The sequence below is a fragment of the Enterococcus sp. AZ167 genome (assembly GCF_051714025.1).
Lineage (GTDB): Bacteria > Bacillota > Bacilli > Lactobacillales > Enterococcaceae > Enterococcus_D > Enterococcus_D casseliflavus.
In genome coordinates this window covers 77,441-98,847 of record NZ_JBIORB010000002.1, presented here as the reverse complement: position 1 = coordinate 98,847, position 21,407 = coordinate 77,441, and the positions used below count along the sequence as shown (strand labels likewise).

General features: G+C 42.3%; 22 protein-coding genes. 6 read left to right on the top strand and 16 right to left on the bottom strand.

Features of this window, described 5'->3' with window-relative positions; all coding sequences use genetic code 11:
• Positions 1 to 13: 13 nt before the first annotated feature.
• From IGJ05_RS12035 to gnd, 4 genes are read right to left on the bottom strand one after another with little or no spacing between them, the layout of a single operon-like run.
• On the bottom strand, positions 14 to 847 hold the full coding sequence (locus IGJ05_RS12035; RefSeq protein WP_005228432.1) for a PTS mannose/fructose/sorbose/N-acetylgalactosamine transporter subunit IIC: 834 nt from the start codon (positions 845 to 847) through the stop codon (positions 14 to 16).
• An 11-nt stretch (positions 848 to 858) separates the two neighbouring features.
• Positions 859 to 1,962, bottom strand: a complete 1,104-nt coding sequence (locus IGJ05_RS12030; protein WP_266167174.1) for an iron-containing alcohol dehydrogenase family protein — start codon at positions 1,960 to 1,962, stop codon at positions 859 to 861.
• Between the two features lie 15 nt (positions 1,963 to 1,977).
• On the bottom strand, positions 1,978 to 2,979 hold the full coding sequence (locus IGJ05_RS12025; protein ID WP_010749950.1) for a D-isomer specific 2-hydroxyacid dehydrogenase family protein: 1,002 nt from the start codon (positions 2,977 to 2,979) through the stop codon (positions 1,978 to 1,980).
• An 11-nt stretch (positions 2,980 to 2,990) separates the two neighbouring features.
• Positions 2,991 to 3,890 carry a phosphogluconate dehydrogenase (NAD(+)-dependent, decarboxylating) gene (gene gnd, locus IGJ05_RS12020; RefSeq protein WP_005228429.1) on the bottom strand — a complete coding sequence of 300 codons (900 nt, stop codon included), beginning with the start codon at positions 3,888 to 3,890 and terminating at the stop codon, positions 2,991 to 2,993.
• A gap of 152 nt (positions 3,891 to 4,042) precedes the next feature.
• Here gnd and IGJ05_RS12015 point away from each other — a divergent pair, with 152 nt between their 5' ends.
• Positions 4,043 to 4,894 (top strand): MurR/RpiR family transcriptional regulator, encoded by an 852-nt coding sequence (locus IGJ05_RS12015; protein ID WP_005228428.1) that lies wholly within the window; start codon positions 4,043 to 4,045, stop codon positions 4,892 to 4,894.
• A gap of 110 nt (positions 4,895 to 5,004) precedes the next feature.
• Here IGJ05_RS12015 and IGJ05_RS12010 read toward each other — a convergent pair whose 3' ends face one another.
• The 3 genes from IGJ05_RS12010 to IGJ05_RS12000 form a co-directional block, all read right to left on the bottom strand.
• Positions 5,005 to 5,376 (bottom strand): YccF domain-containing protein, encoded by a 372-nt coding sequence (locus tag IGJ05_RS12010; RefSeq protein ID WP_010749951.1) that lies wholly within the window; start codon positions 5,374 to 5,376, stop codon positions 5,005 to 5,007.
• 161 nt (positions 5,377 to 5,537) lie between these two features.
• Positions 5,538 to 6,602 carry a DUF1002 domain-containing protein gene (locus IGJ05_RS12005; protein WP_081116047.1) on the bottom strand — a complete coding sequence of 355 codons (1,065 nt, stop codon included), beginning with the start codon at positions 6,600 to 6,602 and terminating at the stop codon, positions 5,538 to 5,540.
• 282 nt (positions 6,603 to 6,884) lie between these two features.
• A complete protein-coding gene (locus IGJ05_RS12000) occupies positions 6,885 to 7,796 on the bottom strand; it encodes an acyltransferase family protein (RefSeq protein ID WP_438725246.1) in 912 nt (303 codons plus the stop codon).
• A gap of 231 nt (positions 7,797 to 8,027) precedes the next feature.
• On the opposite strand from IGJ05_RS12000, the gene IGJ05_RS11995 reads away from it, so the two are divergent.
• Positions 8,028 to 8,819, top strand: a complete 792-nt coding sequence (locus IGJ05_RS11995) for a helix-turn-helix domain-containing protein (protein ID WP_010749954.1) — start codon at positions 8,028 to 8,030, stop codon at positions 8,817 to 8,819.
• Between the two features lie 47 nt (positions 8,820 to 8,866).
• Here the strand turns inward: IGJ05_RS11995 and IGJ05_RS11990 are convergent, their stop codons facing one another.
• Complete coding sequence (locus tag IGJ05_RS11990) at positions 8,867 to 9,535, bottom strand: CPBP family intramembrane glutamic endopeptidase (RefSeq protein ID WP_010749955.1); 669 nt, start codon at positions 9,533 to 9,535, stop codon at positions 8,867 to 8,869.
• Positions 9,536 to 9,931: 396 nt separating this feature from the next.
• Between IGJ05_RS11990 and IGJ05_RS11985 the strand changes: the two genes are divergently transcribed.
• The 3 genes from IGJ05_RS11985 to IGJ05_RS11975 are packed head-to-tail and all read left to right on the top strand — an operon-like array spanning position 9,932 to position 12,485.
• Positions 9,932 to 10,906, top strand: coding sequence for an ABC transporter ATP-binding protein (locus IGJ05_RS11985; RefSeq protein ID WP_005234036.1), 975 nt, complete (start codon positions 9,932 to 9,934; stop codon positions 10,904 to 10,906).
• Positions 10,903 to 11,706 carry an ABC transporter permease gene (locus IGJ05_RS11980; protein ID WP_010749956.1) on the top strand — a complete coding sequence of 268 codons (804 nt, stop codon included), beginning with the start codon at positions 10,903 to 10,905 and terminating at the stop codon, positions 11,704 to 11,706. The genes IGJ05_RS11985 and IGJ05_RS11980 overlap by 4 nt, the downstream gene beginning before the upstream one ends.
• A gap of 5 nt (positions 11,707 to 11,711) precedes the next feature.
• The gene (locus IGJ05_RS11975; RefSeq protein WP_005228413.1) at positions 11,712 to 12,485 is read left to right on the top strand and encodes an ABC transporter permease; all 774 of its coding nucleotides are present in this window, start codon (positions 11,712 to 11,714) and stop codon (positions 12,483 to 12,485) included.
• Positions 12,486 to 12,540: 55 nt separating this feature from the next.
• On the opposite strand, the gene IGJ05_RS11970 is transcribed toward IGJ05_RS11975, so the two are convergent.
• The 4 genes from IGJ05_RS11970 to IGJ05_RS11955 all read right to left on the bottom strand — a co-directional run bounded on the left by IGJ05_RS11970 (position 12,541) and on the right by IGJ05_RS11955 (position 17,175).
• A complete protein-coding gene (locus IGJ05_RS11970; protein WP_081116043.1) occupies positions 12,541 to 12,999 on the bottom strand; it encodes a PTS sugar transporter subunit IIA in 459 nt (152 codons plus the stop codon).
• A 13-nt stretch (positions 13,000 to 13,012) separates the two neighbouring features.
• Positions 13,013 to 14,179, bottom strand: a complete 1,167-nt coding sequence (locus IGJ05_RS11965; protein WP_010749958.1) for an MFS transporter — start codon at positions 14,177 to 14,179, stop codon at positions 13,013 to 13,015.
• A gap of 64 nt (positions 14,180 to 14,243) precedes the next feature.
• Positions 14,244 to 15,575 (bottom strand): 6-phospho-alpha-glucosidase, encoded by a 1,332-nt coding sequence (locus IGJ05_RS11960; protein ID WP_010749959.1) that lies wholly within the window; start codon positions 15,573 to 15,575, stop codon positions 14,244 to 14,246.
• Between the two features lie 28 nt (positions 15,576 to 15,603).
• A complete protein-coding gene (locus tag IGJ05_RS11955; RefSeq protein WP_266167172.1) occupies positions 15,604 to 17,175 on the bottom strand; it encodes an alpha-glucoside-specific PTS transporter subunit IIBC in 1,572 nt (523 codons plus the stop codon).
• Between the two features lie 180 nt (positions 17,176 to 17,355).
• Between IGJ05_RS11955 and IGJ05_RS11950 the strand changes: the two genes are divergently transcribed.
• Positions 17,356 to 18,129: a MurR/RpiR family transcriptional regulator gene (locus tag IGJ05_RS11950; protein WP_010749961.1), complete on the top strand. Its 774-nt coding sequence runs from the start codon at positions 17,356 to 17,358 to the stop codon at positions 18,127 to 18,129.
• 27 nt (positions 18,130 to 18,156) lie between these two features.
• Here IGJ05_RS11950 and IGJ05_RS11945 read toward each other — a convergent pair whose 3' ends face one another.
• From IGJ05_RS11945 to rho, 4 genes are all read right to left on the bottom strand, one after another.
• Positions 18,157 to 18,402, bottom strand: a complete 246-nt coding sequence (locus IGJ05_RS11945) for a hypothetical protein (protein WP_016608418.1) — start codon at positions 18,400 to 18,402, stop codon at positions 18,157 to 18,159.
• Between the two features lie 227 nt (positions 18,403 to 18,629).
• Positions 18,630 to 19,097 carry a restriction endonuclease gene (locus tag IGJ05_RS11940; protein ID WP_266167171.1) on the bottom strand — a complete coding sequence of 156 codons (468 nt, stop codon included), beginning with the start codon at positions 19,095 to 19,097 and terminating at the stop codon, positions 18,630 to 18,632.
• Positions 19,098 to 19,746: 649 nt separating this feature from the next.
• Positions 19,747 to 20,010, bottom strand: a complete 264-nt coding sequence (locus IGJ05_RS11935; protein ID WP_005233979.1) for a type B 50S ribosomal protein L31 — start codon at positions 20,008 to 20,010, stop codon at positions 19,747 to 19,749.
• A gap of 99 nt (positions 20,011 to 20,109) precedes the next feature.
• Positions 20,110 to 21,405, bottom strand: coding sequence for a transcription termination factor Rho (gene rho / locus IGJ05_RS11930; protein WP_005228301.1), 1,296 nt, complete (start codon positions 21,403 to 21,405; stop codon positions 20,110 to 20,112).
• Positions 21,406 to 21,407 lie beyond the last annotated feature (2 nt).

Sequence of the window (21,407 nt, the reverse complement as noted above, 5' to 3'; positions counted from 1 at the left end):
TCCTCCTTATCGATTAGAACCCGTCATCATAGTCATCGTCATCATCAAAGGATGGTGATGCTGTATTCGTTTCTGGGGCTGGGACCAATTTTCCTTTTTGTGACTGAACAAAAATCAACGCGATCAAAATGCCAAAAATCGCATAGGTGACCATGGTAATTTCCAGCGAACTGAAAACTACACTCATGAAATAGGCCAAGAAGAAAAAGACCATATAATCTTTTCGACCGATCACATAGACGGTAGTTGCAATCCCGATCGCTGCCAATCCGCCGCCGACTACTTCTAAAATATGAATAACGACTGTCCCCTCAAGAGCATTGATGACATCAGCAATCAGTGGAGCGCCTAAATAAAGTGCAATAAATACCAGCGGAACAAATAAAATAAATGAAGCCAGCGTTGGGTATAAAATAATTGAACGCGTCATTGCCTTGGCATTAAGATCTTCTACTGCTTTATCCGTATACTTTCCTAAGAAGGTATTGATAAAGAAACGGAACTGATACAAATAACTCCCTAGCAACCCAACAGGAACGGCAACAGCAATCGCTGCTTCTGGTTGCAGATTTCCTAGCAAAGCTACCGGTACAGCAATCGCCGCAGCAATCGAAGGTTCCGCCGGCATGGATCCGCCAGGAGAAAATACCCCCATGTAAATCATTTGTAAAGCGGCAGTAACGATCATGGCTTGAGCCACATTTCCCATCACCAGTCCGACAACTAATCCCGTCATCAATGGTGAAAAACGTAAAGTCAGTGTGGCGCCTCCGCCGAGCCAACGAGACATGACTGCTGCAACCCATAGCGCAATCAGTAAACTTTGTGTAACACTTAATGTATCCATTTTTCCTCCTCCTAAACTTCTTTCAAATAGTTTTCTAAATCAAGAACAGCTTCTTTCAAGCGTTCTTTGGTGATTAAGACTGGAATCAAGTGTACTTTTTCTTTCGAATCTATGAACTGCACCAACTGATCGATGACTTGTGCATCTTCAGGAAAAATACCCATTTGATGTAAACTCATTGGTAAGTGCAATTCTTGATAAAAGGGGATCAACTGATCGATGACCGTCCATTTTTCTTCAAGGGCTAATTGATAAAACATCCCATAGGCAACCTTTTCCCCGTGAAGAAAACGATGACTTTCAGGCAGATATTTACTGATGGCATCATGCATCGCATGCGCCGCTGCATTGCGGGCATATTTATCGCCTAGCCCGCCTACCATTCCAGCAACTGCAATAACGATCTCCGACAAGTGACAAAAGGCGTCTGTCACTTCCTGCCGCTTCATATCTTCAATCGCTTGTTTCGATTGTGTCAAAATAGCTGTTTCGCATAATTTTGCTGTATAGCCTGCCATTTGCAAGAAGGGCTCATTTTTCAAATGTGGTTGGGCTAAGATTGCTTCCGATTCAATCCACTTTGCCAACGTATCTGCTAAACCGGCGATGAAGTAGGAGACTGGTGCATCGATCACTAACGTCGGATCGGTAATCAAAAAAGCAGCCTGTCTTAAATAGTGTTCCGACTTTCCTTCAGATTCTCCCGACTCTTTATACATGACAGACAAGGGTGTCCATGGTGCACAATTACTGGCCAATGTTGGGATCAGTCCAAAGGGTCGATTGACTACATGTGCTGCATATCCCACTAAGTCGGCTAACTTCCCGCCGCCAACCCCCAGAATAAAATCTATCGCCAGTTCTTCAACAAGATCAGCAATCAGCCCAGCGCCATAATAGCTGCATTCTCCCGTGTAGCAATGATAAAAAATTTCCAAATGCGCATCTTCTAAAAAGAGTAATTTTGGTTTTGCTTTTTCCCATGAAACCGTTCCATGTACGAGCAGCAGTCGTTTTACTTTGTACTCTTTTAATACTTCCGGCACATAGTCGATCGCGCCTTCATGGTAACGATAAACTTGCGGTCCAACCTTTACTTTTAAATCCGTTAGCACGAGTTTCACTCTCCTTTATACAGCCAAAAACCGACTTTCCGCTTGAACAGCACGGTCTGGCAGCAGCCCCTTAACGATTCGTTCAATATCCGTTACACATTTGTTTCCCATCTCTTCTAAGCATTCCATAGTATAAGCCGATGTATGCGGTGTCATAACTACATTTTCAAAAGCTAAATACGGATGATCTTTATGACCAGGCTCTTCCTCTAAGACATCGGTGGCAAGACCAGCGATTTTCCCACTTTTTAATCCGCTTACAATTGCCTCTTCATTCAAAAGTGCGCCACGGGCACTATTGGAGAGATATACTTGATCTTTCATTTTTGAAATTTCTTCAAAGGAAATCATATGATAATTTTCCTCCGTCAAGTTAGCACATAGACAAATAATATCTGATTTTGCTAGCAGCTCGTCTAGCTCGACTTTTTTTCCGCCATAGCTTTGAATATGCAAAGCGGACTTATATGGATCGTATGCCAAAACCTCGCAGCGGAAACCATTTCTCAATATTTCTACTACACAACTTCCAGTATTGCCGACACCGATCACCCCTACCGTCTTGTTAAATAATGCGCGTCCGACAAAGTTCGCTCGTTTTTCCCATTGATCTTCGCGGACCTTTGTATTCGATTCAACTGTACAGCGCAGAAGCGCCAATAGATTGGTCACATTATTTTCTGCTACTGCATCTCGCTCGACCAAAGCTGGAATGATCGAAACAATCGTTTGGTGGTCCTTCGCTGCTTCTAAATCAATATTGTTATAGCCGATCCCGTGGCGTGTGATCAGTAGCAATTCATCTTTATACTCAAAAAACTCTTTGGTAAAAAATGGGGTAACACTTGCTATAATGATGTTGTATCCCTTAAGCTTTTCTGCTAATTCTTTCCCATTGATTTCGCTATCGAACGTGAAATGACTGACAGTTCCGATTGCTTTCAACCGCTCGATATGTTGCGGAAAGATTTTTCCAAAGCTGCTGGAATTCACTATAGCGATCTTAAACTGTTCCATATTCTTCCTCCTTACTCTTTTGCAACAATCTCGTGACCACCAAAACCATTCCTTAGCGCAGAGACGACTTTTGCTGAGAAACTGTCTTCTTCTTGGGACAAATTTCTCATAAACAAACTCATAGCGATCGTCGGTACAGCAACATTCATCTCCAAAGCCGTTTCCACAGTCCACCTAGCTTCACCAGAAGCTGCAACAACCCCGCGATATTCCTCCAACTTAGGGCTCTCATTAAATTGGGCCGCTGCGATTTCCATCAGCCAGCTGCGAATAACCGATCCATGATTCCATACCTCTGCGACGGAAGCCAAATCAAAGTCATAGGCACTTTGTTCAATCAATTGAAAGCCTTCACCGATGGCTTGCATCATTCCGTATTCGATACCGTTATGGACCATCTTTAGAAAATGACCGCTTCCTGATTCCCCTGCATAAAGGTAGCCTCCTAAAACAGCCACATCTGCAAACAAAGATTCCACCTCTGAAAAAGCGATTTCATTCCCGCCAATCATCAAACATGCATCTTTTCTAGCTCCGGAAACCCCACCAGAAGTCCCACAATCAAAGTAATGCACCTCTTTTTCTTTAAACCAGGCTGCTCGGCGAATCGAATCTTTGTAATTAGAATTTCCGCCTTCAATCACGATGTCTTTCGCTGATACAAGGGGCCATAGTTCTTCAAGAATCCCCTCAGTCACAGTTCCCGCAGGAAGCATCAACCATAAAACCCGTCGGCCGCTAAAAGAATTCGTCAAATCAGCTAGCGTTTGATAGAGTGTAATTCCAGCTTCTTGCGCTGTTTTCTGCGCATGTATCGAAAGATCCAGCCCTTTTACTTGATAACCTTGATCTTTTAAATTGAGGGCCAAGTTCAATCCCATTTTTCCAAGTCCGATAATTCCTATCTCCATGACAGCGCCTCCATTTCATACTTTCATTATACAAAAAAATATTTTTTTGTAAATATAAAAAATAAAAATAATTTTTATTTGCTTTTTTTCTTTAAAAGAGGTAACGTAACAATACAAAGATAATAATGTTCATATAAAGGAGGTAACCGTCTTTGACTGTTTCGATTCGCCTGCAAATAAAAACGCTTTATAAAGACTTAAGTCTCAAAGAACAAGCGATTGCCGACTACATTTTGGAAAATCCTAGTAAAGTCAGCCACAGTTCAATCAGTGATTTATCCAATGAATTAGGCATCGCTGATTCGACCTTTTTTCAATTCACAAAAAAACTCGGTTACAACGGATTTAAAGACTTCAAAATGGCAATGCTGATGCAGGAAAATGATTTTTCTGCCATTTCGATCCATGAAAATATCCAGAAGTCTGATAATGAATTGACTATGGCTCAAAAAGTATTTGATTCCAATATGACCACATTGACTGATACCAAAAATCTTTTGAAAGAAGAAGATTTAAAGCTTGCTGCTGCAATGATCAATCAATCTAAACGACTTTTTTTCTTCGGCGTTGGTGGTTCAGAGATCGTGGCAACCGATGCCTATCACAAATTTTTGCGCTCGCCGATCACTGTTTTTCACAGCAGTGATTATCACATCCAACTGATGGAGGCTTCATTGTTGACGCCAGATGATTGCGGCATTTTTATCTCTCATACTGGAAAATCAAGAGAAACCATTGAACTAGCTCAAGTTGCCAAAAACAATGGTGCCAAAATTATCGTCATTACTAGCCATGCTGCTTCCCCTTTAGCCAAACTCGGCGACGTGGTTTTCATCTCTATTTCCGAAGAAACTGAGTTTCGCTCAGAGGCATTGGCATCCAGAATCGCTCAACTGAGCATCATGGATTCCCTCTATGTCATCTTAATGTTTATTAATCGAGACAAAGCACAACAATCGATTGCCAAAATTCGGCGCTCCATTTCAAAAATCAAAGAACCCTGAGAAGGGAAGAAAAAACTTAAATTTTTCTGCGTTTCGCTAATTCTTTTGTGAATCACAGTTGATATGCAAAAAAACTTGTGGTTTTTTAAGACTATCTTTTTTTAGGTAAATCAATAACGACTAGACACAATCTCTGCTCCAAAGGGCATCAACGCTAAGCGCGCCATTTTCAATGATTGCGCCGCAAATGGAATGCCGATGATCGTGATGGCTAGAATGACTGCGCTAGCTAAATGGCCTAAAGCCAGTGGTATACCAGAAAAAATCAACCATAAAATATTTAGAATCACGGACACGCCACCGCCACGGTAAACGATGTCTTTCCCAAATGGTGCGAGTGACAACGTCGCAAACTTAAAACATTGCAGACCAATGGGAATGCCGATGATGGTGATACACCATAAACACCCAGCCAAAAACCATGAGATCGCACCGATCAAGCCGCCAAAGACAAACCAAATCACGTTGCCTAAAAAATTCATCTGATTGCCCTCCTTCTTTTTTTAATAAAGACTGCTCCTGTTTTAGCAAAGAAAGCAGAGGACATCGTTAGCACTCAGATGTGCACTAGCGTCCCTGCACCTTCCCCTGCGCGCTTCTCTTTTTTCTTAATACAAGCGAAATACGTTATTTTGTAAAATGCTTATTGTCCAGAATCAACGGTTGATTCGCTGCTGTTATTTGATTCATTTGAGTCATTGCCGAAGACACCGGTGATCGAAGACCAGATGCCGCTAAAGAAGCTCTTGATATTTTCCCAAAGGCCCTTAGAGGTTTCTTCGATTTGCTTGCGAGCTTCTGACAGATCCAATTCTTTGATGAAGTCATCGAAGATATTGTTGTCTCGCATGTCGCTCATTAAAGAGGTCAATTCAGAAATTTGATTTTCCGTAACGATTCCTTCAAGTCCGTTGTCCTTCAAGGCTTTTTCTACTGTCTCTTGAATGTCTGCTTGAGTCAATTCCGTACCATCTGCGGTTTGAGCAGCCAAATCGGTTTTCGCTTGTTCTTGCGCAGCATTCAAAGCTTCATCGGAATAGCCTTCTTTGTCTTTGTTCTCTTCGGTGATCGTAGAAAGCACATCCATCTCATCTTGAGCTACAGCTACTCGATTCTGATTGATGACGCCGCCTGATTCTTCAACGATTTTGTAAACCCCAGCTAACGCACCGGAACCGTCGATCGGTACAGCAGAAGCAACCGTTAACTTCGCATCAGTGATCCCTGCCGTCAGCGCCGCATTTTGATACTGGGCTGCGGTGATGCGGGTAATGTTATCTGGTGTCGCGATATCGACAGTGATTCCTGCCCCGCTTTCTAGCGTCTGCATTCTGACCGAGCTATAGACCGCCCAATCTGCGGTAAAGCCACCATCGGGAATGTATTTCATCAAGTCAGCACCGTTTGTCGTATAAATCGGTGTTTCGCCTTGAATGCCCAGACGTTCAAGTGTGTAGTCTTCTTGTGCTTTCGTCAAGGCATTTCCGATCGCCACGGCATTGACTTGCAAACGATCTGAACTGCTGTCAGAAGTACTTGTTTGACTATCGGTAGTGGCTGTCGTTGCGGTAGAATTGCTCGTTGCAGTGGAACTGCTGGTCGTTGAATTGGTTTCGTCAGCAAAAACTTGTGGTGCTGCTAATAAAACTTGGCTAGATACCAAGAGAGTCGCTAAAATCATCGCTGGTTTTCGAGTCTGTTTTTTCATCACTATATCCTCCAAGTGTTGATCTCTTTTTCAGGGATTTTTTCCCTCTGACTGCTGTAATTGTACTATAGGTTTTCTTGCAAAGCCTACGTCTAGGGTCTGAAATGAAGAAAAACTTAGAACTCTACTGCTATTTAAAAAAGGCGTAATTTGGTATTATCCTTGGTACAGCAATACTTTAGACGCTTTTCTTTTCATCAACTGTTTTTTTAGCAAAACCAACAGTATAGGATTTCAAACGGCTGCCCACTTTCCTCAAACCAAGAAAGGCTCCCGTTAATGCTATCGTATAAAAGAACAACGGAAACCCTGCGAGTGAAAAAAGACCTTCCCGGTTTCTAGAAACAGCGGGTGACTCAGAAAGATCAATCGACTAGCCTCAGCTGCTTGTTTTGCTTGCCAAGTCCGCTTTGGGGGTTGCTGCTTGATCAGCCAAGCAAGGAAAAAAAGAGTCGTCGGCACAAAAAACAGCATGAAATTCTTATCGTCCCCCTGATTGAGATACACCAGTCGACCTTCAATGCCTAATAAGCAAAGAGAGACCGCGAGTTTTCTGCCAAGATGCTTCGTAAAAAAAGGGTGTTTTTGGTGTTCTCTTAAACAAACCCCACACAGTAAAAATAAAAACCCATAAAAGAGTCCGTTTCTCGTTGTAAAAAATAGTGTCCGATAGCTTTGATAGCATACCAATAAAGGTCCACTTAAATAACTGCTGTACGTTTCAAGACAGCCAATCACATACAAACTGATCGCCAGTAAAAACTGCCGCCGATAGCCAAGAAAGCGAGTTTTTCGTACTAACCACATGCCAAAGAGCAACGCTGGAAAATACCAAAGATGGTACCAGACCCCTACTGTAAAAAAGCCAGTAGCCAAACCGATGACCCGTAATGAATCAGCAAGATTTTGCTGCCCTAAATAAAACCAGCCTAAGGGAAGATACACGATCGACCAACGCAAGTAAAGCTTGAGTTGTCGTTTGCACCATTGCTGCCATGAACAGGTACTCTTTTGAAAAAAATAGCCATTCAGCAGCAGAAAAAAAGGAACTGCCAAACGACATAAGAGACTCTTTAACAAAAAATGAAGCCCGTTGTTTTCTGCCAGTCGACCACAGTGAACGAGAATCACCAGTAAGGAAGCGATGAATTGGATGTAGCAATTGGAACCATAGGTTGTTTTGTCTTCATTCAATCGTTTCTCCTTTCTCTGTCAAATTTGATCAAACATCCTTCACTTTACTGGCCCTTTCTTTTTATGACCAGCACTGAAAGCTTCCAGAATAGAAAGACAGTGCAACAAGTAGAAACATTGATAAATAAAGGATGTTACCCTTTGTTGCATCGTTAATTTCATAGATCCTCGTTCGCATAGAAAAGAGTTTGCTATAATATATAAGAAGAATGATGGAGGCAAAACAGACACATGGATATTGGGAAAATTATTAAAGAAGAACGCACCAAACGAAATCTCACGCAAGAACAATTGGCGCAGGAATTTTTTGTCACTCGGCAACTGATTTCAAAATGGGAAAACGGCAAGAGCTATCCTGATCTAGATCAAGTAGTCAAGCTGAGCAACTATTTTGAATTGACCTTGGACTATTTATTAAAAGAAGACAAACAGATGGTCCAAGAACTCAATCTGACCACCCACCGCAAACGAATTGGCCTCGTATTGATCGCCCTTTTGACTGTTCTCAGTATTAGCTTAAGTACGATTTTGCTGGCAGGATTTTGGATCGATCCAGTCTTTTTCACAAAAGAAGACCTAGCGATCACTTCTATTAAAAAGTACCACTTGCCTGCCACTGAGATAACGAATCAGGAAACCGGACAAGTGATTCAGCTGCCTGAAGATACGGAATACTTGATCACTTATACGATCGATCGGCCGCTGGTAAAAACGGGCCGTCTGTCGGGTTATAAAGAATACAGCAGCGAAAATGCCAGTCAATTAACGGCTTTTGGTCATCGCGGTTTTCATTTTGGCACGCAAACAAGCAAAATCGTCATTCGCAGTAATCGCGAAGACAATTTAGCTGCACCAGAATTAAATGCAGGCAAGGATCTTTATCTTCGTAATATGAATAAAGCGCGCGTCTATCAAAAATCAGCAGCTGGTGTCGCATTTTCTATCGAAGATGAAGGCGACCTCCTCTTTACTGCAGAAGAACTGGCGCAATTGCCCTTTGAACAAGGACAGCTGCCAGAGTAAACAAAAACCACCGAATCGTTTTGATTTGGTGGTTTTTGCTGACTTTCTTATCCTAGCAAGATCATTGCGATCGCCGCCAAGGCGTTATTGAGAAAATGCATGGCGATGGCTGTTTCTAGACGCTTAGTTTTTACATAAATCAACGCCATTATCAGTCCCATAGCACCATAAATCAAAAACTCGACCAGATTGGTGACGGAATGGATGATACTAAAAACGGCTACACTTGAAATGATCCCGACTATCGGGTATTTCTTGAATAAAAGGCCGATAAACCCACCACGGAAAACGATTTCTTCCATGATTGGCGCCGCCACAGCGATCAATAGGAAGATCAAAAGCGGATTTTCGCCTGTAAACAGTTCCCCTAACAATGCATCATTCGCGGTCGCCTCTTGATCCGATATATACTGCAGATACATGGTACCACCAACAGCAACGACTCGACCTAAAACAAAACCACCGATGATCCATAGCCAGTTGCGCTTCGTTGACCAGCCAAAGTCAAAGGTGGCAAGTCCTAGCTTCCGAGCCAAATACATCAGTAGGCCAATGTTTGCCAAAAGCAAGGCAATCAACCCATAGCTCATCATCGCAGGAATCCTCGGTTCTCCGGCTTCCAAATAATAGATTTTTACCACACTGAATACGGTCATCCCTACTTGACTTAGTAAGAATAAGCCAATCAAAATAAATAAGTTCTTTACTGCTTTCATGCTCTCCTCCATCGTTTGCTCATTGCATTTTGCAGGATTGGGTTACGACAAACCATGACACAGCCCATCACTTGGTTCCCCATATATCCAGAAACTGCTTAGCCGCTATCGGCTTGTTTCTAATGATACTGAGTTTCCTCAGTATTTACAACAAATAAAAAATAAAAACAGTTATTTTGCGTATTTTATCCAACAAACCACGTTTTTTCTTTCGCTGCTCTCAAAAAAATATAAGTAGTATTTGAAAAAAGCGCTCTCTTATGCTACACTGTTCCTACTTTTGTTTGGCTGACGAACCGCTGCCCCAACCATGTTCGTTTGGACCAACTCGTTGCGAGTATTCGATTTCGAATGCTCTTTTTGTCGCGTTTGTCAAAAGAAAGTGAGTGAATCCAAATGATCCAAGTAGAACACCTCAGCAAGACCTTCCAAGTATCCAAGCGAAAAAGCGGCTTTCGCCAAGCAGCCAAAGCCTTTCTTTCTCGTGAAACCACCACCGTCCATGCGTTGCAAGACATCAGCTTTACCATCAATGAAGGCGAAATGGTTGGCTACATCGGGCCTAATGGTGCTGGAAAAAGTACCACCATAAAAATCATGTGCGGGATTTTGACCCCTGATCAAGGCATTTGTCACATCAATGGTCGTACGCCTTGGCAAGAACGTATTCAACATGTCAAAGACATCGGCGTCGTCTTCGGGCAGCGCAGTCAACTCTGGTGGGATGTCCCCGTCAATGATAGCTTTGATTTGATCCGTGATATCTACAAAGTCGACGCTGCTAGTTATCAGCGCAACCTAGAAGAATTAGTCACCTTACTAGATTTAGGTGAGATCTTAAAAACCCCTGCTCGGTCCTTGAGTCTCGGTCAGCGTATGCGCTGTGAGATCGCCGCCTCCTTACTCCATGACCCCAAAATCTTATTTCTTGATGAACCCACCATCGGTTTAGATGCTGTATCAAAGATTGCCGTGCGTCAGTTTATTAAAAAAAGAAACCAAGAAAAAGGCACCACAGTCATCCTGACGACCCACGATATGCAAGATATCGAGGCGCTGACACAGCGAATTCTGTTAATCGGCAAAGGGCAAATTTTGCTGGATGGTCGCCTCGATGAACTAAAGCATCGTTTTTCTGATGTCAAAACGCTGGAGATCGACTATCAAGGGAATGAACCTCATCTGCCAGAAAACGTCCAGCTGCTTCAAAAAGACGTTGGTCGCCTTGTTCTGAAACTTGATCCCAAAGAAGTGTCAGTCGCTCAGCTGCTCAGTCTGCTCAGCAATCAAGTCGAGATCACCGATTTGGCCGTTGCCAGTATCACCGCCGAAGAAATGGTCGCCAAGCTGTATCAGGAGTATCAGATATGAGGAAGTATCAGGCATTTTTCCGCATCCGCTTTATCAACACCTTGCAATACCGCTCGGCGGCGATTGCCGGGATGGCTACGCAACTAGCTTGGGGCTTGATGGAAATTCTGGCATTCCACGCCTTTTACCAAGCAGATCCTAGTGCCTTTCCCATGACCTTTCAACAAACCGTCTCCTATGTTTGGCTCCAGCAAGCCTTCTTGTCTTTATTTATGTTGTGGTTCTTTGAGGCAGAAATTTTCAACACCATCACCACAGGGTCGATTGCCTATGAACTTGTGCGGCCGATGGATCTATACAATCGCTGGTTTTGCCAATCGGCTGCCAATCGCTTAGCAAAAGCCGTCTTGCGTTGCGGACCGATTTTTGTGATTGCCTTTTTACTGCCAGCACCTTATCGTTTAATTCTGCCAGCAAACATCGTTGCCTTGTTCTTGTTTCTTTTGTCCATGGCGCTGAGTTTAGGTGTAGTGATCGCTATGTCGCAGCTGGTCTACATCTCGACTTTTTATACATTATCCTCCATCGGGGTGCGGGTCGTCATCAGCTCCATCGGTGAATTTTTAGCTGGTGGGGTCATTCCTCTGCCTTTCTTTCCGCAGCCTTTTCGCCAATTCGTGGAACTACTGCCTTTTGCTTCCATGCAAAACGTCCCGCTGCGAATTTACAACGGGGATCTGACTGACTTGGCGCTGGTTTCAGCATTGCTCTTACAAGCCTTTTGGCTCGTACTTTTGATCGTGATCGGAAAAATTTGGCTGCAGCAGGCGCTCAAACGTGTCGTTGTGCAAGGAGGTTAAGGAATATGGTTTATTGGCATTATTTTTGTATCCATCTCAAAAGTCAGATGCAGTATAAAGTTTCCTTTGTGTTAACCGCTTTGGGACAATTTCTAGGCTCCTTTACTGCTTTTTTAGGCATTTGGTTTATGTTTACCCGGTTTCATCAAGTGGATGGCTTTACCTTTGAGGAAGTCCTACTTTCCTTTGCAACGGTTTTGTTTGCCTTTTCGATTGCGGAATGCTTCTTTCGCGGGTTCGATCTTTTTCCGCAAATGATCAGTAATGGCGAGTTCGATCGAGCACTCGTGCGCCCTCGCTCCTTGATTTTTCAAGTCTTAGCTTCCAAAATGGAATTCTCGCGTCTCGGCCGTTTTATTCAAGCCTTGCTGTTGTTTGCTTATGCGATTCCTAATAGTGGAATTGCTTGGCATTTTGGAAATGTCCTGACTCTTTTTCTGATGATCGTCTGCGGCGCCCTCTTTTTCGCCCTATTGTTCTTAGTGTATGCCGCCATTTCCTTCTTTACGATCCAAGGACTTGAATTTATGAATATTTTTACCGATGGTGCCCGCGAGTTCGGCCGCTACCCCTTCAGTATCTACGGAAAACACGTCTTGCGTTTATTGACCTACGTCGTGCCGATGGCTTGGTTTCAGTATTATCCGTTTCTGTATGTCATTGGTCGCGTAACTAATCCTTGGTGGATCTTATCACCCTTGGTTTGTCTACTCTTTGCCTTTCCCGCCTTCTTCTTTTGGCGAGTAGGTTTGAAGAATTATATTTCTACGGGTTCGTAAAGAAAAAGGAGCGCCTCTCTTTGAAACTAAGAGAATGCGCTCCTTTTTTATTCGGTTATTTCAAGTGAAAAACAGCCTCTCCTTGCTGAATATCGCCATCTGTTCGCAGGCAATTCCCGCCTTGTTCCTCCATGAAGACAACGATCACCATGGTCTCTTTGCCCATTTCCTCAACTGCTGCTACATCCATTTCTGCCAGCAACTCACCTGTCGTGACTGACTGGTTTTCTTGGACCGCGATCGTGAAGGGCTCCCCTGCTAACGCCACTGTTTCAATTCCCATATGGATCAAAAGGGAACGGCCATCCACCAACTCAACGGCTAAGGCATGCTGTGTTGGAAAAATCGTTCGAACCGTCCCGGCTGCTGGTGCATAGATTTTTCCGTGATGATGAGAAACGGCAAATCCATTTCCCATCATTTTAGACGAAAATACCTCATCTGGTACTTCTTCGATCGGTAGCAGTCGGCCTGTTGCCGGTGCACAAATTTCTATTTTTCTTTTAAAAAGCATCCGTAATTCCTCCTTAGATTGCCGACAGTGTTCTCTGACAGCTAGAATAGATAAGAAAAGCTACGAAGGGCAATAAACCAAAGATAAAGATGGCAGTATCGAGGGACAGCACCTGCGAAAGAAAGCCGCCAGCTAATGGCGAAAGAAACGATGCCGCACCAATGTACACACTGATCGATATCAGTTGTCCAGAAGAAAAAACAGCTGGCGGTGTAATAGCACTGATAATCATTCGACTGCCGATGGTAAATGCCGGTACAGTGAAAAACTGCAGAAAACTGGCTGCCAAAAGTAAGAATGGGCTACTAGCAAGCCAATAGACAAAAAATTGTAAGGTTAAAAATATGCCTGCAATCAAAATCAAGCGCTCATTTTTCCATTTAGCAATCATGCGATTCAGCAAAAGGTACGCTGGAATTTCACAAAAGGATTGGATCGACCATTTCAGACCAACAAATTCACTGCCTCTTTCCATTGTAATCAGCTTGTCGATAACGACCGTATTGTTCGCAACGATTGTCAAGTACAAGAGAAAGAACAGTCCCGTATAAACCAAAAAGCGTCGGTCTTTGCATAACAGAAGAATGTCTGCCAGCGAGACACCGCTGTTTGTTGCTGTTCCTTGCTTTTGCGGTAAGGCGTTTTTCTCTGGGATCGTTCGTGAAAATGTATAATTGATAAGCAAAAAGAGGAGCAGCGGCAAACTAAACCAGCGATAATTATTGGAAAATAAAAAGAATGGCACGCAGACACTCATCATACTCCACCCTAAAGAGCCGTTTGCTTTGATTGAAGCAATTCTTTTTGAAGTACTGGACTCCGATAATACCCAGTTATCGAGCACCGTTGCTGTTGTATTGGCTAATCCACCCGCAATAGCCAATACCAGAAGATGGATCAGCCAGTGGTCTTTTCCTAACCAATAAAAACTAATGGAGAAGAAAACCAGAAAGATCATCAGAAGCATCGAAATACGTTTTAATCGTTTGCTCTTGTCCGAATAATAGCCGATCACTAACTGAAAAAGAATTGTCGTGATGCTGTAGGAGGCTAAAAACCAGCCTCTTTCAAGCGCATCATAGCCTTGCTCAGTTAAAAAAGGAACGATTTGTGTCATCAAAATCGCCATCGTTGCATATTGAACAAAATAGATTACTTGAAATTTGTGTTTGATTTCCATTCTTTGTTTATGATCGGCTGAAGGAAATTCCTTCAGCCGATCCCTTTCCTTTTACCTGCTGGACCTATTTTAGTTCTGGCCAATATGGTTCGTTCGCCACAATCATTTCATCTAATATTTCTTTGGCGACTTTCGCACTTGGTACAGTTTTGTTCATAGTAAAGGACTGCCATAATTTTTGGTAAGACTCTTGTTCCCAAGCATCAACTGCCAATTTTTCAGATGCGATCTGCTGCTCCATCAATCCCTTTTGGAATGTTGGAATATCACCGATCGACAAGACTTCGTAGCCATCTTTTCCAACTAGACAAGGTAGTTCCACCATTGCATCATGGGCAAAGTTGGCAATTGCGCCGTTGTTTTCAACAATAAGAATCATGCGTTCTTTCGTATTAAAGGTTAGTGCGCAAGCAAGGTCTGTAATAAAGGACGCATGTTCGTTTGAGGCAAATGTTGTATCAACTGCTGTGTTGTTTGCAACGATTCGTCGGCATTCATCAAACACATACTTCTCTCGTCCGTCAATAATCTCATTGGCACGGGTATACTCTTTGTCCGCATGAGCCACCGTTTCATCAGCCATCAAATAATATTTCAGATAGGTATTCGATAAAAATTCTGGTTCAATTTCGTGCAGATCTTTAGCCGCCCACATCGTTTCCAGCCAACTGCTTTCTTTATGCTGGCCTTTTTGTGTTTGTTCGGTGTAGCCGTACTTTTGAACATGCGCACTGATCTGTGGCATTAAGTCATTGCCGTCATGGTCTTTGATGCTGGTCCACCAACCAAAATGATTCAAGCCGAAATAGCTCGTCTCAAATTCTTTCCGATCCTTCAACCCAATCACTCGCGCCATGATATCTTCCAAACAAACTGGCATATCACAAATATTGATGATTCTTGAATTTGGTCGGAATCTTCTGGTCGCTTCGGCAACGACTGCTGCTGGGTTAGAATAGTTCAAAAGCCAGGCATCTGGCGAGTATTTTTCCATGTAGTCGACTAGTTCTAAGATCGGTCCAATCGAGCGCAGGCCATAAGCTAAACCACCAGGTCCGCAGGTCTCTTGTCCGACAACATTATGCCTGAAAGGAATTTTCTCATCTTGTTCCCGCATAGCATATTTGCCGACACGAAGCTGTGCCATCACGATATCCACATCCGTAAAAGCTTCCTTTGGATCGGTTGAATATTCGAACTGCACTTCTGGCGCTCGCTCAGCAATAATGATTGCACAAGCTTTTGCTACGGTTTCTTGACGCTTTTCATCGTTGTCATAGAATTTGATTTTTCTAACTGGAAAGCGCTCTTGACTTTCTAATAACATCATAACCAGCGATGGTGTATAGGTACTTCCGCCACCTGCAATTAAAATTGAACTTTTTTTCTTACTCATGGTACTTGTTCCTCCTTGTGATTCTGTTTTATTCGGCCATTAGTTCTTCGAATGATTCTCTAACCGTTGGTACCGTTAATCCTACAATGATTTGAATGCCGCCATTTCCCGGGTTGACCAGTCCTGAGGCACCTGCTTCTTGAAACTGCGTACTATCTGCAACTTTGGCGGCATCCTTAACAGTCAAACGCAGGCGTGTCGCACAATTCGTTACATCAATGACATTGTCTTTTCCACCTACCAAGTGCATGTAGGCCTGTGCTTGCCGCACATGTTTTGGTAATTTTTCATCTTGCTTTTTGTTGTCATAATCTGCTTTTGTATACAACTGCATTGCTGCAGTATCATCCTCACGTCCAGGCGTTTTTAAGTTGAACTTCTTGATCATAAAGGAGAACACAAAATACCAGATAGCGGTAAAAATCAGCCCGATAATGATTTGGGTAATATAAGTTGAACTGTGAAATTTCCACAAGGGCAGCCAATTTAGACCTAACCAGTTGATCAATCCGCCGCCAAAGTCCCCGACAACCCCGAAAGCATAGGAGATTGTGGCGATCGAAGCATCCAGTAAAGCATGAACAAACCATAATGCTGGTGCAACAAACAAGAAAGTAAACTCGATTGGTTCAGTGATTCCGGTCAAAATAGCCGTCAATGCTGCCGGTGCAATCAATGCGATCACTTTTTTCTTTTTATCAGGCCGAGCCGCTTGGATCATCGCTAAACTCAGACCTGCCGTTCCAAAGACTTTCGACATTCCTGATAGTGAGAAACCACCAAACGGATAGAGCTCTTTCAGCGAAAACGCAGTAGTTTGGAACTCGCCAATGTGGGAGGCCCAATAAACGGCCATTCCCCCTTCGACAACCGTACTGTCATAGGCAAACGGTGCATAAACAAAGTGATGCAAGCCTGTTGGAATCAGTATTTTTTGCAAGAACTGATAAATAAAGACACCGAAGTTTCCTGATTCAATGAAAAAGCCTTGCATGCTTCTCATTCCCTCTTGGATAACTGGCCAGACAAAACACATGAGTACTGCCAAAGGAACCATGGCAAATAAGGAAATCATGGTTACAAAGACTGAGCCACTGAAATTCGACAGCATTTCTGGCAATTCTTTTTCATAAAAGCGATTGTGGAGATAGACAACGATTCCCGAAATCAGCAAGCCGCCCATCATGCCGGTATCTAAGGTGATGATTCCCGCAATCGATGTCAACCCAGAACCAGCAGTTGCCCCTTGAGCTAAATCCACCGCAAATGATTCTGGCCACAAAGTTAAAATTGCATTTACAAAATAATTAAAAGCGATATAAGTAACGAGTGCTTCCATCGTAGCACGGGCGGCGTATTTTTTAGCTAGACTGATCGGCAGCCCTACTACAAATAGAAGTGGCAATTGGAAGAAGGGTGTCCAGCCTCCTGCTGCAATCACATTCCAAAATTTGAACCAGAGGGTATCCGGTGCTGCGATGTCCCCCATGATCGTTTGATTCGAAAACAGCAGAGAAAAGCCGATAACGATCCCAAAAAAGGAAAACAGCATGACCGGTGCCAGCATCGCTCCGCCGAACCTTTGTATTTTTTTCATCATAGTTTTTCGTCCTTCACGTTTTTTAGTTAAGCGCTTTACTGATTCTCATTTTACTATTAAAATGATGCTATGAAACCCTTTTCCGTTGTTTAAAAGTTTCTCACATTTGAAAGGTTTTTTTCACATAAAATGTGAATTGTCACACAGAATCAATGGAGAGATAAAATGAGGAGATAGCCTATGCTGCAAGACCGTATCACTACCTACCAGTCAAGATTAACCGAGAATGACTTTTTGATCTGGTCCTACATCACAACTCACAAAAAGCACTGCTTGGCAATGTCCATCAATGATTTAGCCAAGGAGTGCATCGTTTCTAGGACGACGATTATGCGCTTTTGTCAAAAAATCGGCTTTGATGGCTTTTCAGAATTCAAATACCATTTAAAGAACGAGGTACAACAAGAAAATGCCCTACTCTCTGAGATTGAAGGCGAAATTCTCGACAATCATATTCAAACGATTGAAAATTTAAAAAAGAAAGATTTTACAGCATTGTGCAAGATGATGGCTCATGCCAAACGAATCTTTGTCTATGGTTCAGGGGACATTCAAAACCTTGTTTCCAATTATATGAAACTCTTATTTTTGCCTAATGGACTACTTGTCTACGATTTTGGTGCGATCTCAGTCAATGAACAATTTTATCGCATCATCGAGCCAGATGATTTAGTGATTTTGATTACTTTAAATGGTGAGTCACCCACCGTTGTCAAACTAGCAAAGCAACTGAAACAGCGCAACATCAACACGATCGGGATCACGAAGCTGAGAAACTCAACGGTTTCTAAACTCTGTTCTGAAACGATTTTCTTTTTAAATCCAGAGATCCAGTCAACCGAAAATGCGATCGCTCCCTTTGAAACGACCGCCACACTTTTCTTTGTGATCGAGTACTTATTGTTAAAATATGATGCTTGGCAAAAACAAGCCGCAAGCGTCTCAGAGCCATAAAAGTTCTCTTGGTTTTCCTTAATTCATTTAACTTACAGTATTTTGAAAGACGCTTGAATAAGCCATTTTCAGCCAATTTCTGCTAGGAAAAGCAGCCAATCTCTGGTAAGATAAATAAAAACGTAAAAGAGGACCAGTTATGGAATATTTAGCGATTTTACTTGTTTTCTTTCTATTGAATGTAGTGATACTTGTACTTGGATTGAAGAAGAAACGAATCATGCTGCTTTTTCTGTCACTCTCTGGTTTATTGTTGGTTTGCTTGATTGCCATTTCTTACGTTTTCTTCTATTCAAATACACTTTAAGTCGTCAAAAACACGGGAAGCTGGCTACGAACCTACCGAAACAAACGAGGCTGTTTTAGTCATTACACCCGACGTATAGGACACATTTGTTAAAATTAATTTGAGAAAAAAAATGACTGTGACATAAGTCGCGAAAAAAGCGTAATGAATAACGGATATCCGTTCATTCATTACGCTTTTCTCTTGTTTTTTTTCATGATGAATAATTAAACGAGCTATACTCTCCACATGTTTCACAGATATAGTAATAGTTGCGTTTCTTCTTATTATAAAGTTTCAACTTCTTCCCATTTTTACAACTCTTGCATTCTTCTAATTCAGTCAAGGTTTTATAATAAAATAACTCACTGATCATTTCTGGATAAAAATGCGCAAGCAGCTCAATCAGCTTTTTTCTGTCAACCAACAGTAGATTATCACCGGCTATTTCTAATGCTTGATCTGTAAAAAAATGTGTAGTGATGAAAAGCCCATTGGGAAACCCTTTGTCTGGAAAAATCCATTTAAATGCGGCAACGAGTGGCTTACTGATCCGCTCCGTTGTCTTTTGCGGATTCCAAGCTTTACATTGGACCGCTATTGCCTTTTTATTATTAGAAAAAGCATACACATCAATACCACCATCTTTGTAACCATCGATGTTTTGGACGGTATATCCCATCTTTTATAAAATACATTCAGCAATATAATTCAAATCCTCAGATTTACAGGTTTCTAATTGAGCCACAATCTTTTTCAATTTTTTCGGGTATGTACGTTCATTAAAGTTGCTTAGTTCTGGTAAATTAATAACTTCCTTCTTTTTCTTAAATGAAAACATGTCTCTTCCTTTCTTGATTGTTTTGGATGTGATTAGTTAAAGCTTAGCTAGTAAGTGGTCTTTAATTATGTAGAATAAAACTGGTTCTTAAGAGAGGAAAAATCTACTTTTCTCAAAAAATCGTTTGAATTCGGTGAAATAAGTCAAAATAATAAACTTATATAGGGATATTATTAATTTAATGATAATTTTATTTAAGCTAAAAGTCAATTGAAGCTTGAATATTCAATAACAATCGAAGGTTAAAACAAATCACTCTTGATCACTGCTTCATTTAAGAAAATTTTTAGATAGGATTCGTTATAGTGCTAATTTCCACATTCTTGTCTTACTGATCTATTGAGTCCTCTTACTTTACTTGTAACAGATTCTGAATGGTTTCTTTCGCTTTAGCAGTTGCGTGTCTATTACCTATAAAAACAAAAAAGGTTTCCCTCGTAAAAGGGAAACCTCTGAAATGTTGTCGAAACAACATTTGCAGTTATTTGTCTTATTCTGCAGCGTTTGTGTCTTTGAGACCGTATTTTTTGTTGAAACGGTCCACACGTCCGTCTGCTTGTGTGAATTTTTGACGTCCAGTGTAGAATGGATGTGAATCAGAAGTTACTTCGACACGGATCAATGGATACGTGTTGCCGTCTTCCCACTCAACAGTTTCTTGAGAATTCTTTGTAGAACCTGATAAGAATTTGAAACCAGTAGTTGAGTCCATGAATACAACTGGATGATAATCTGGATGGATATCTTGTTTCATTTCTTCTTCTCTCCTTTGCCCTGGCTCATTTGCTTCACCAGAGTTGATTTGTCGATTTTACAACATGACTATCTTACCATGTTTGGTTTTTAGATGCAATTATCTTTTTATATTTCTTTTTTGCCGTTTGTCTCCGAAATGGACATCATGAAAAGCCGCTAAAAACTCTTCATTGTTCTTTGTTTTACGCAAGAATTGAATGAATTGTTCTGTGAACTCCAAGGAATCCCCCAACATGTTGTTGCGTAAGCGCCAGGTTTCTTCCAATTGCTCGCTGCTCATCAGCAATTCCTCTTTACGGGTACCAGATTTCTTGATGTCGATCGCTGGGAAGATCCGACGTTCTGCTAAGCTGCGAGAAAGCTGCAGCTCCATATTGCCGGTTCCTTTAAACTCTTCATAGATGACATCATCCATGCGGCTGCCGGTATCCACCAGTGCGGTGGCAAGAATCGTCAAACTGCCGCCTTCTTCAATATTACGGGCAGCACCAAAAAATTTCTTTGGTTTGTACAAAGCAGCTGGATCGATCCCGCCGCTTAGTGTACGTCCGCTTGGAGGTACCACTAAGTTGTAGGCTCTTGCCAAACGAGTGATACTATCCATCAGAATCACGACATCACGCTTGTCTTCTACCAAACGCATCGCCCGTTCTAGTACCAATTCAGAAACACGGGTATGGTTGCTAGGCTGCAGGTCAAAGGTTGAAGAAACAACATCTCCTTTGACACTGCGTTCCAGATCAGTCACTTCTTCTGGGCGCTCGTCGATCAAAAGAACGATCAATTCCACCTCAGGATAGTTGTCAGTGATCCCATTGGCAATTTCTTTCAAGATACTGGTTTTCCCAGCTTTAGGCGGAGCAACGATCAGTCCCCGTTGTCCAAAACCCACTGGCGACAGCATGTCGATCATCCGCGTAGAAAGGCGTCCTGACGTTGTTTCTAATTTTAAATGACGATTCGGATAAAGCGGCGTCAGCGCTGGAAAATGCGGACGCTCTTTGGCATCTTCTGGATCTTTGCCATTAACAGACTCAACGTGCATCAATCCATAATAGCGCTCAGATTCCTTGGGCGGGCGCGCCTTACCGGCGACTTTATCACCATTACGCAAACTAAACCGACGAATCTGTGATGAAGAAATATAGATATCTTCTGCACTCGGTCCGTAGTTGATTGGGCGTAAAAAACCGTAGCCTTCTTGGCCTACGATATCCAAGATTCCTTCCATATAAAAGAAGCCTTGTTTTTCCGCCTGCGCCCGTATCACAGCCAATGACAATTCTTTTTTATTCATCTGGCTGTAATAAGGAATTCGAAACTCTTTGGCAAAGGTGTAGATCTCTTTTAAGGTTTTGTTTTCCAACTCTGCCATCGTAAGATAATCGCTCATAA

Coding starts and splice junctions, on each gene's coding strand:
- IGJ05_RS12035 (WP_005228432.1), bottom strand. CDS start 847: ATGGATACATTAAGTGTTACACAAAGTTTACTGATTGCGCTATGGGTT.
- IGJ05_RS12025 (WP_010749950.1), bottom strand. CDS start 2,979: ATGGAACAGTTTAAGATCGCTATAGTGAATTCCAGCAGCTTTGGAAAA.
- gnd (WP_005228429.1), bottom strand. CDS start 3,890: ATGGAGATAGGAATTATCGGACTTGGAAAAATGGGATTGAACTTGGCC.
- IGJ05_RS12010 (WP_010749951.1), bottom strand. CDS start 5,376: ATGAATTTTTTAGGCAACGTGATTTGGTTTGTCTTTGGCGGCTTGATC.
- IGJ05_RS12005 (WP_081116047.1), bottom strand. CDS start 6,602: ATGAAAAAACAGACTCGAAAACCAGCGATGATTTTAGCGACTCTCTTG.
- IGJ05_RS11995 (WP_010749954.1), top strand. CDS start 8,028: ATGGATATTGGGAAAATTATTAAAGAAGAACGCACCAAACGAAATCTC.
- IGJ05_RS11990 (WP_010749955.1), bottom strand. CDS start 9,535: ATGAAAGCAGTAAAGAACTTATTTATTTTGATTGGCTTATTCTTACTA.
- IGJ05_RS11985 (WP_005234036.1), top strand. CDS start 9,932: ATGATCCAAGTAGAACACCTCAGCAAGACCTTCCAAGTATCCAAGCGA.
- IGJ05_RS11980 (WP_010749956.1), top strand. CDS start 10,903: ATGAGGAAGTATCAGGCATTTTTCCGCATCCGCTTTATCAACACCTTG.
- IGJ05_RS11975 (WP_005228413.1), top strand. CDS start 11,712: ATGGTTTATTGGCATTATTTTTGTATCCATCTCAAAAGTCAGATGCAG.
- IGJ05_RS11970 (WP_081116043.1), bottom strand. CDS start 12,999: ATGCTTTTTAAAAGAAAAATAGAAATTTGTGCACCGGCAACAGGCCGA.
- IGJ05_RS11965 (WP_010749958.1), bottom strand. CDS start 14,179: ATGGAAATCAAACACAAATTTCAAGTAATCTATTTTGTTCAATATGCA.
- IGJ05_RS11960 (WP_010749959.1), bottom strand. CDS start 15,575: ATGAGTAAGAAAAAAAGTTCAATTTTAATTGCAGGTGGCGGAAGTACC.
- IGJ05_RS11955 (WP_266167172.1), bottom strand. CDS start 17,175: ATGATGAAAAAAATACAAAGGTTCGGCGGAGCGATGCTGGCACCGGTC.
- IGJ05_RS11950 (WP_010749961.1), top strand. CDS start 17,356: ATGCTGCAAGACCGTATCACTACCTACCAGTCAAGATTAACCGAGAAT.
- IGJ05_RS11945 (WP_016608418.1), bottom strand. CDS start 18,402: ATGGCAATCAAGCAAACCAACAATAAACCAGAGAGTGACAGAAAAAGC.
- IGJ05_RS11940 (WP_266167171.1), bottom strand. CDS start 19,097: ATGGGATATACCGTCCAAAACATCGATGGTTACAAAGATGGTGGTATT.
- IGJ05_RS11935 (WP_005233979.1), bottom strand. CDS start 20,010: ATGAAACAAGATATCCATCCAGATTATCATCCAGTTGTATTCATGGAC.
- rho (WP_005228301.1), bottom strand. CDS start 21,405: ATGAGCGATTATCTTACGATGGCAGAGTTGGAAAACAAAACCTTAAAA.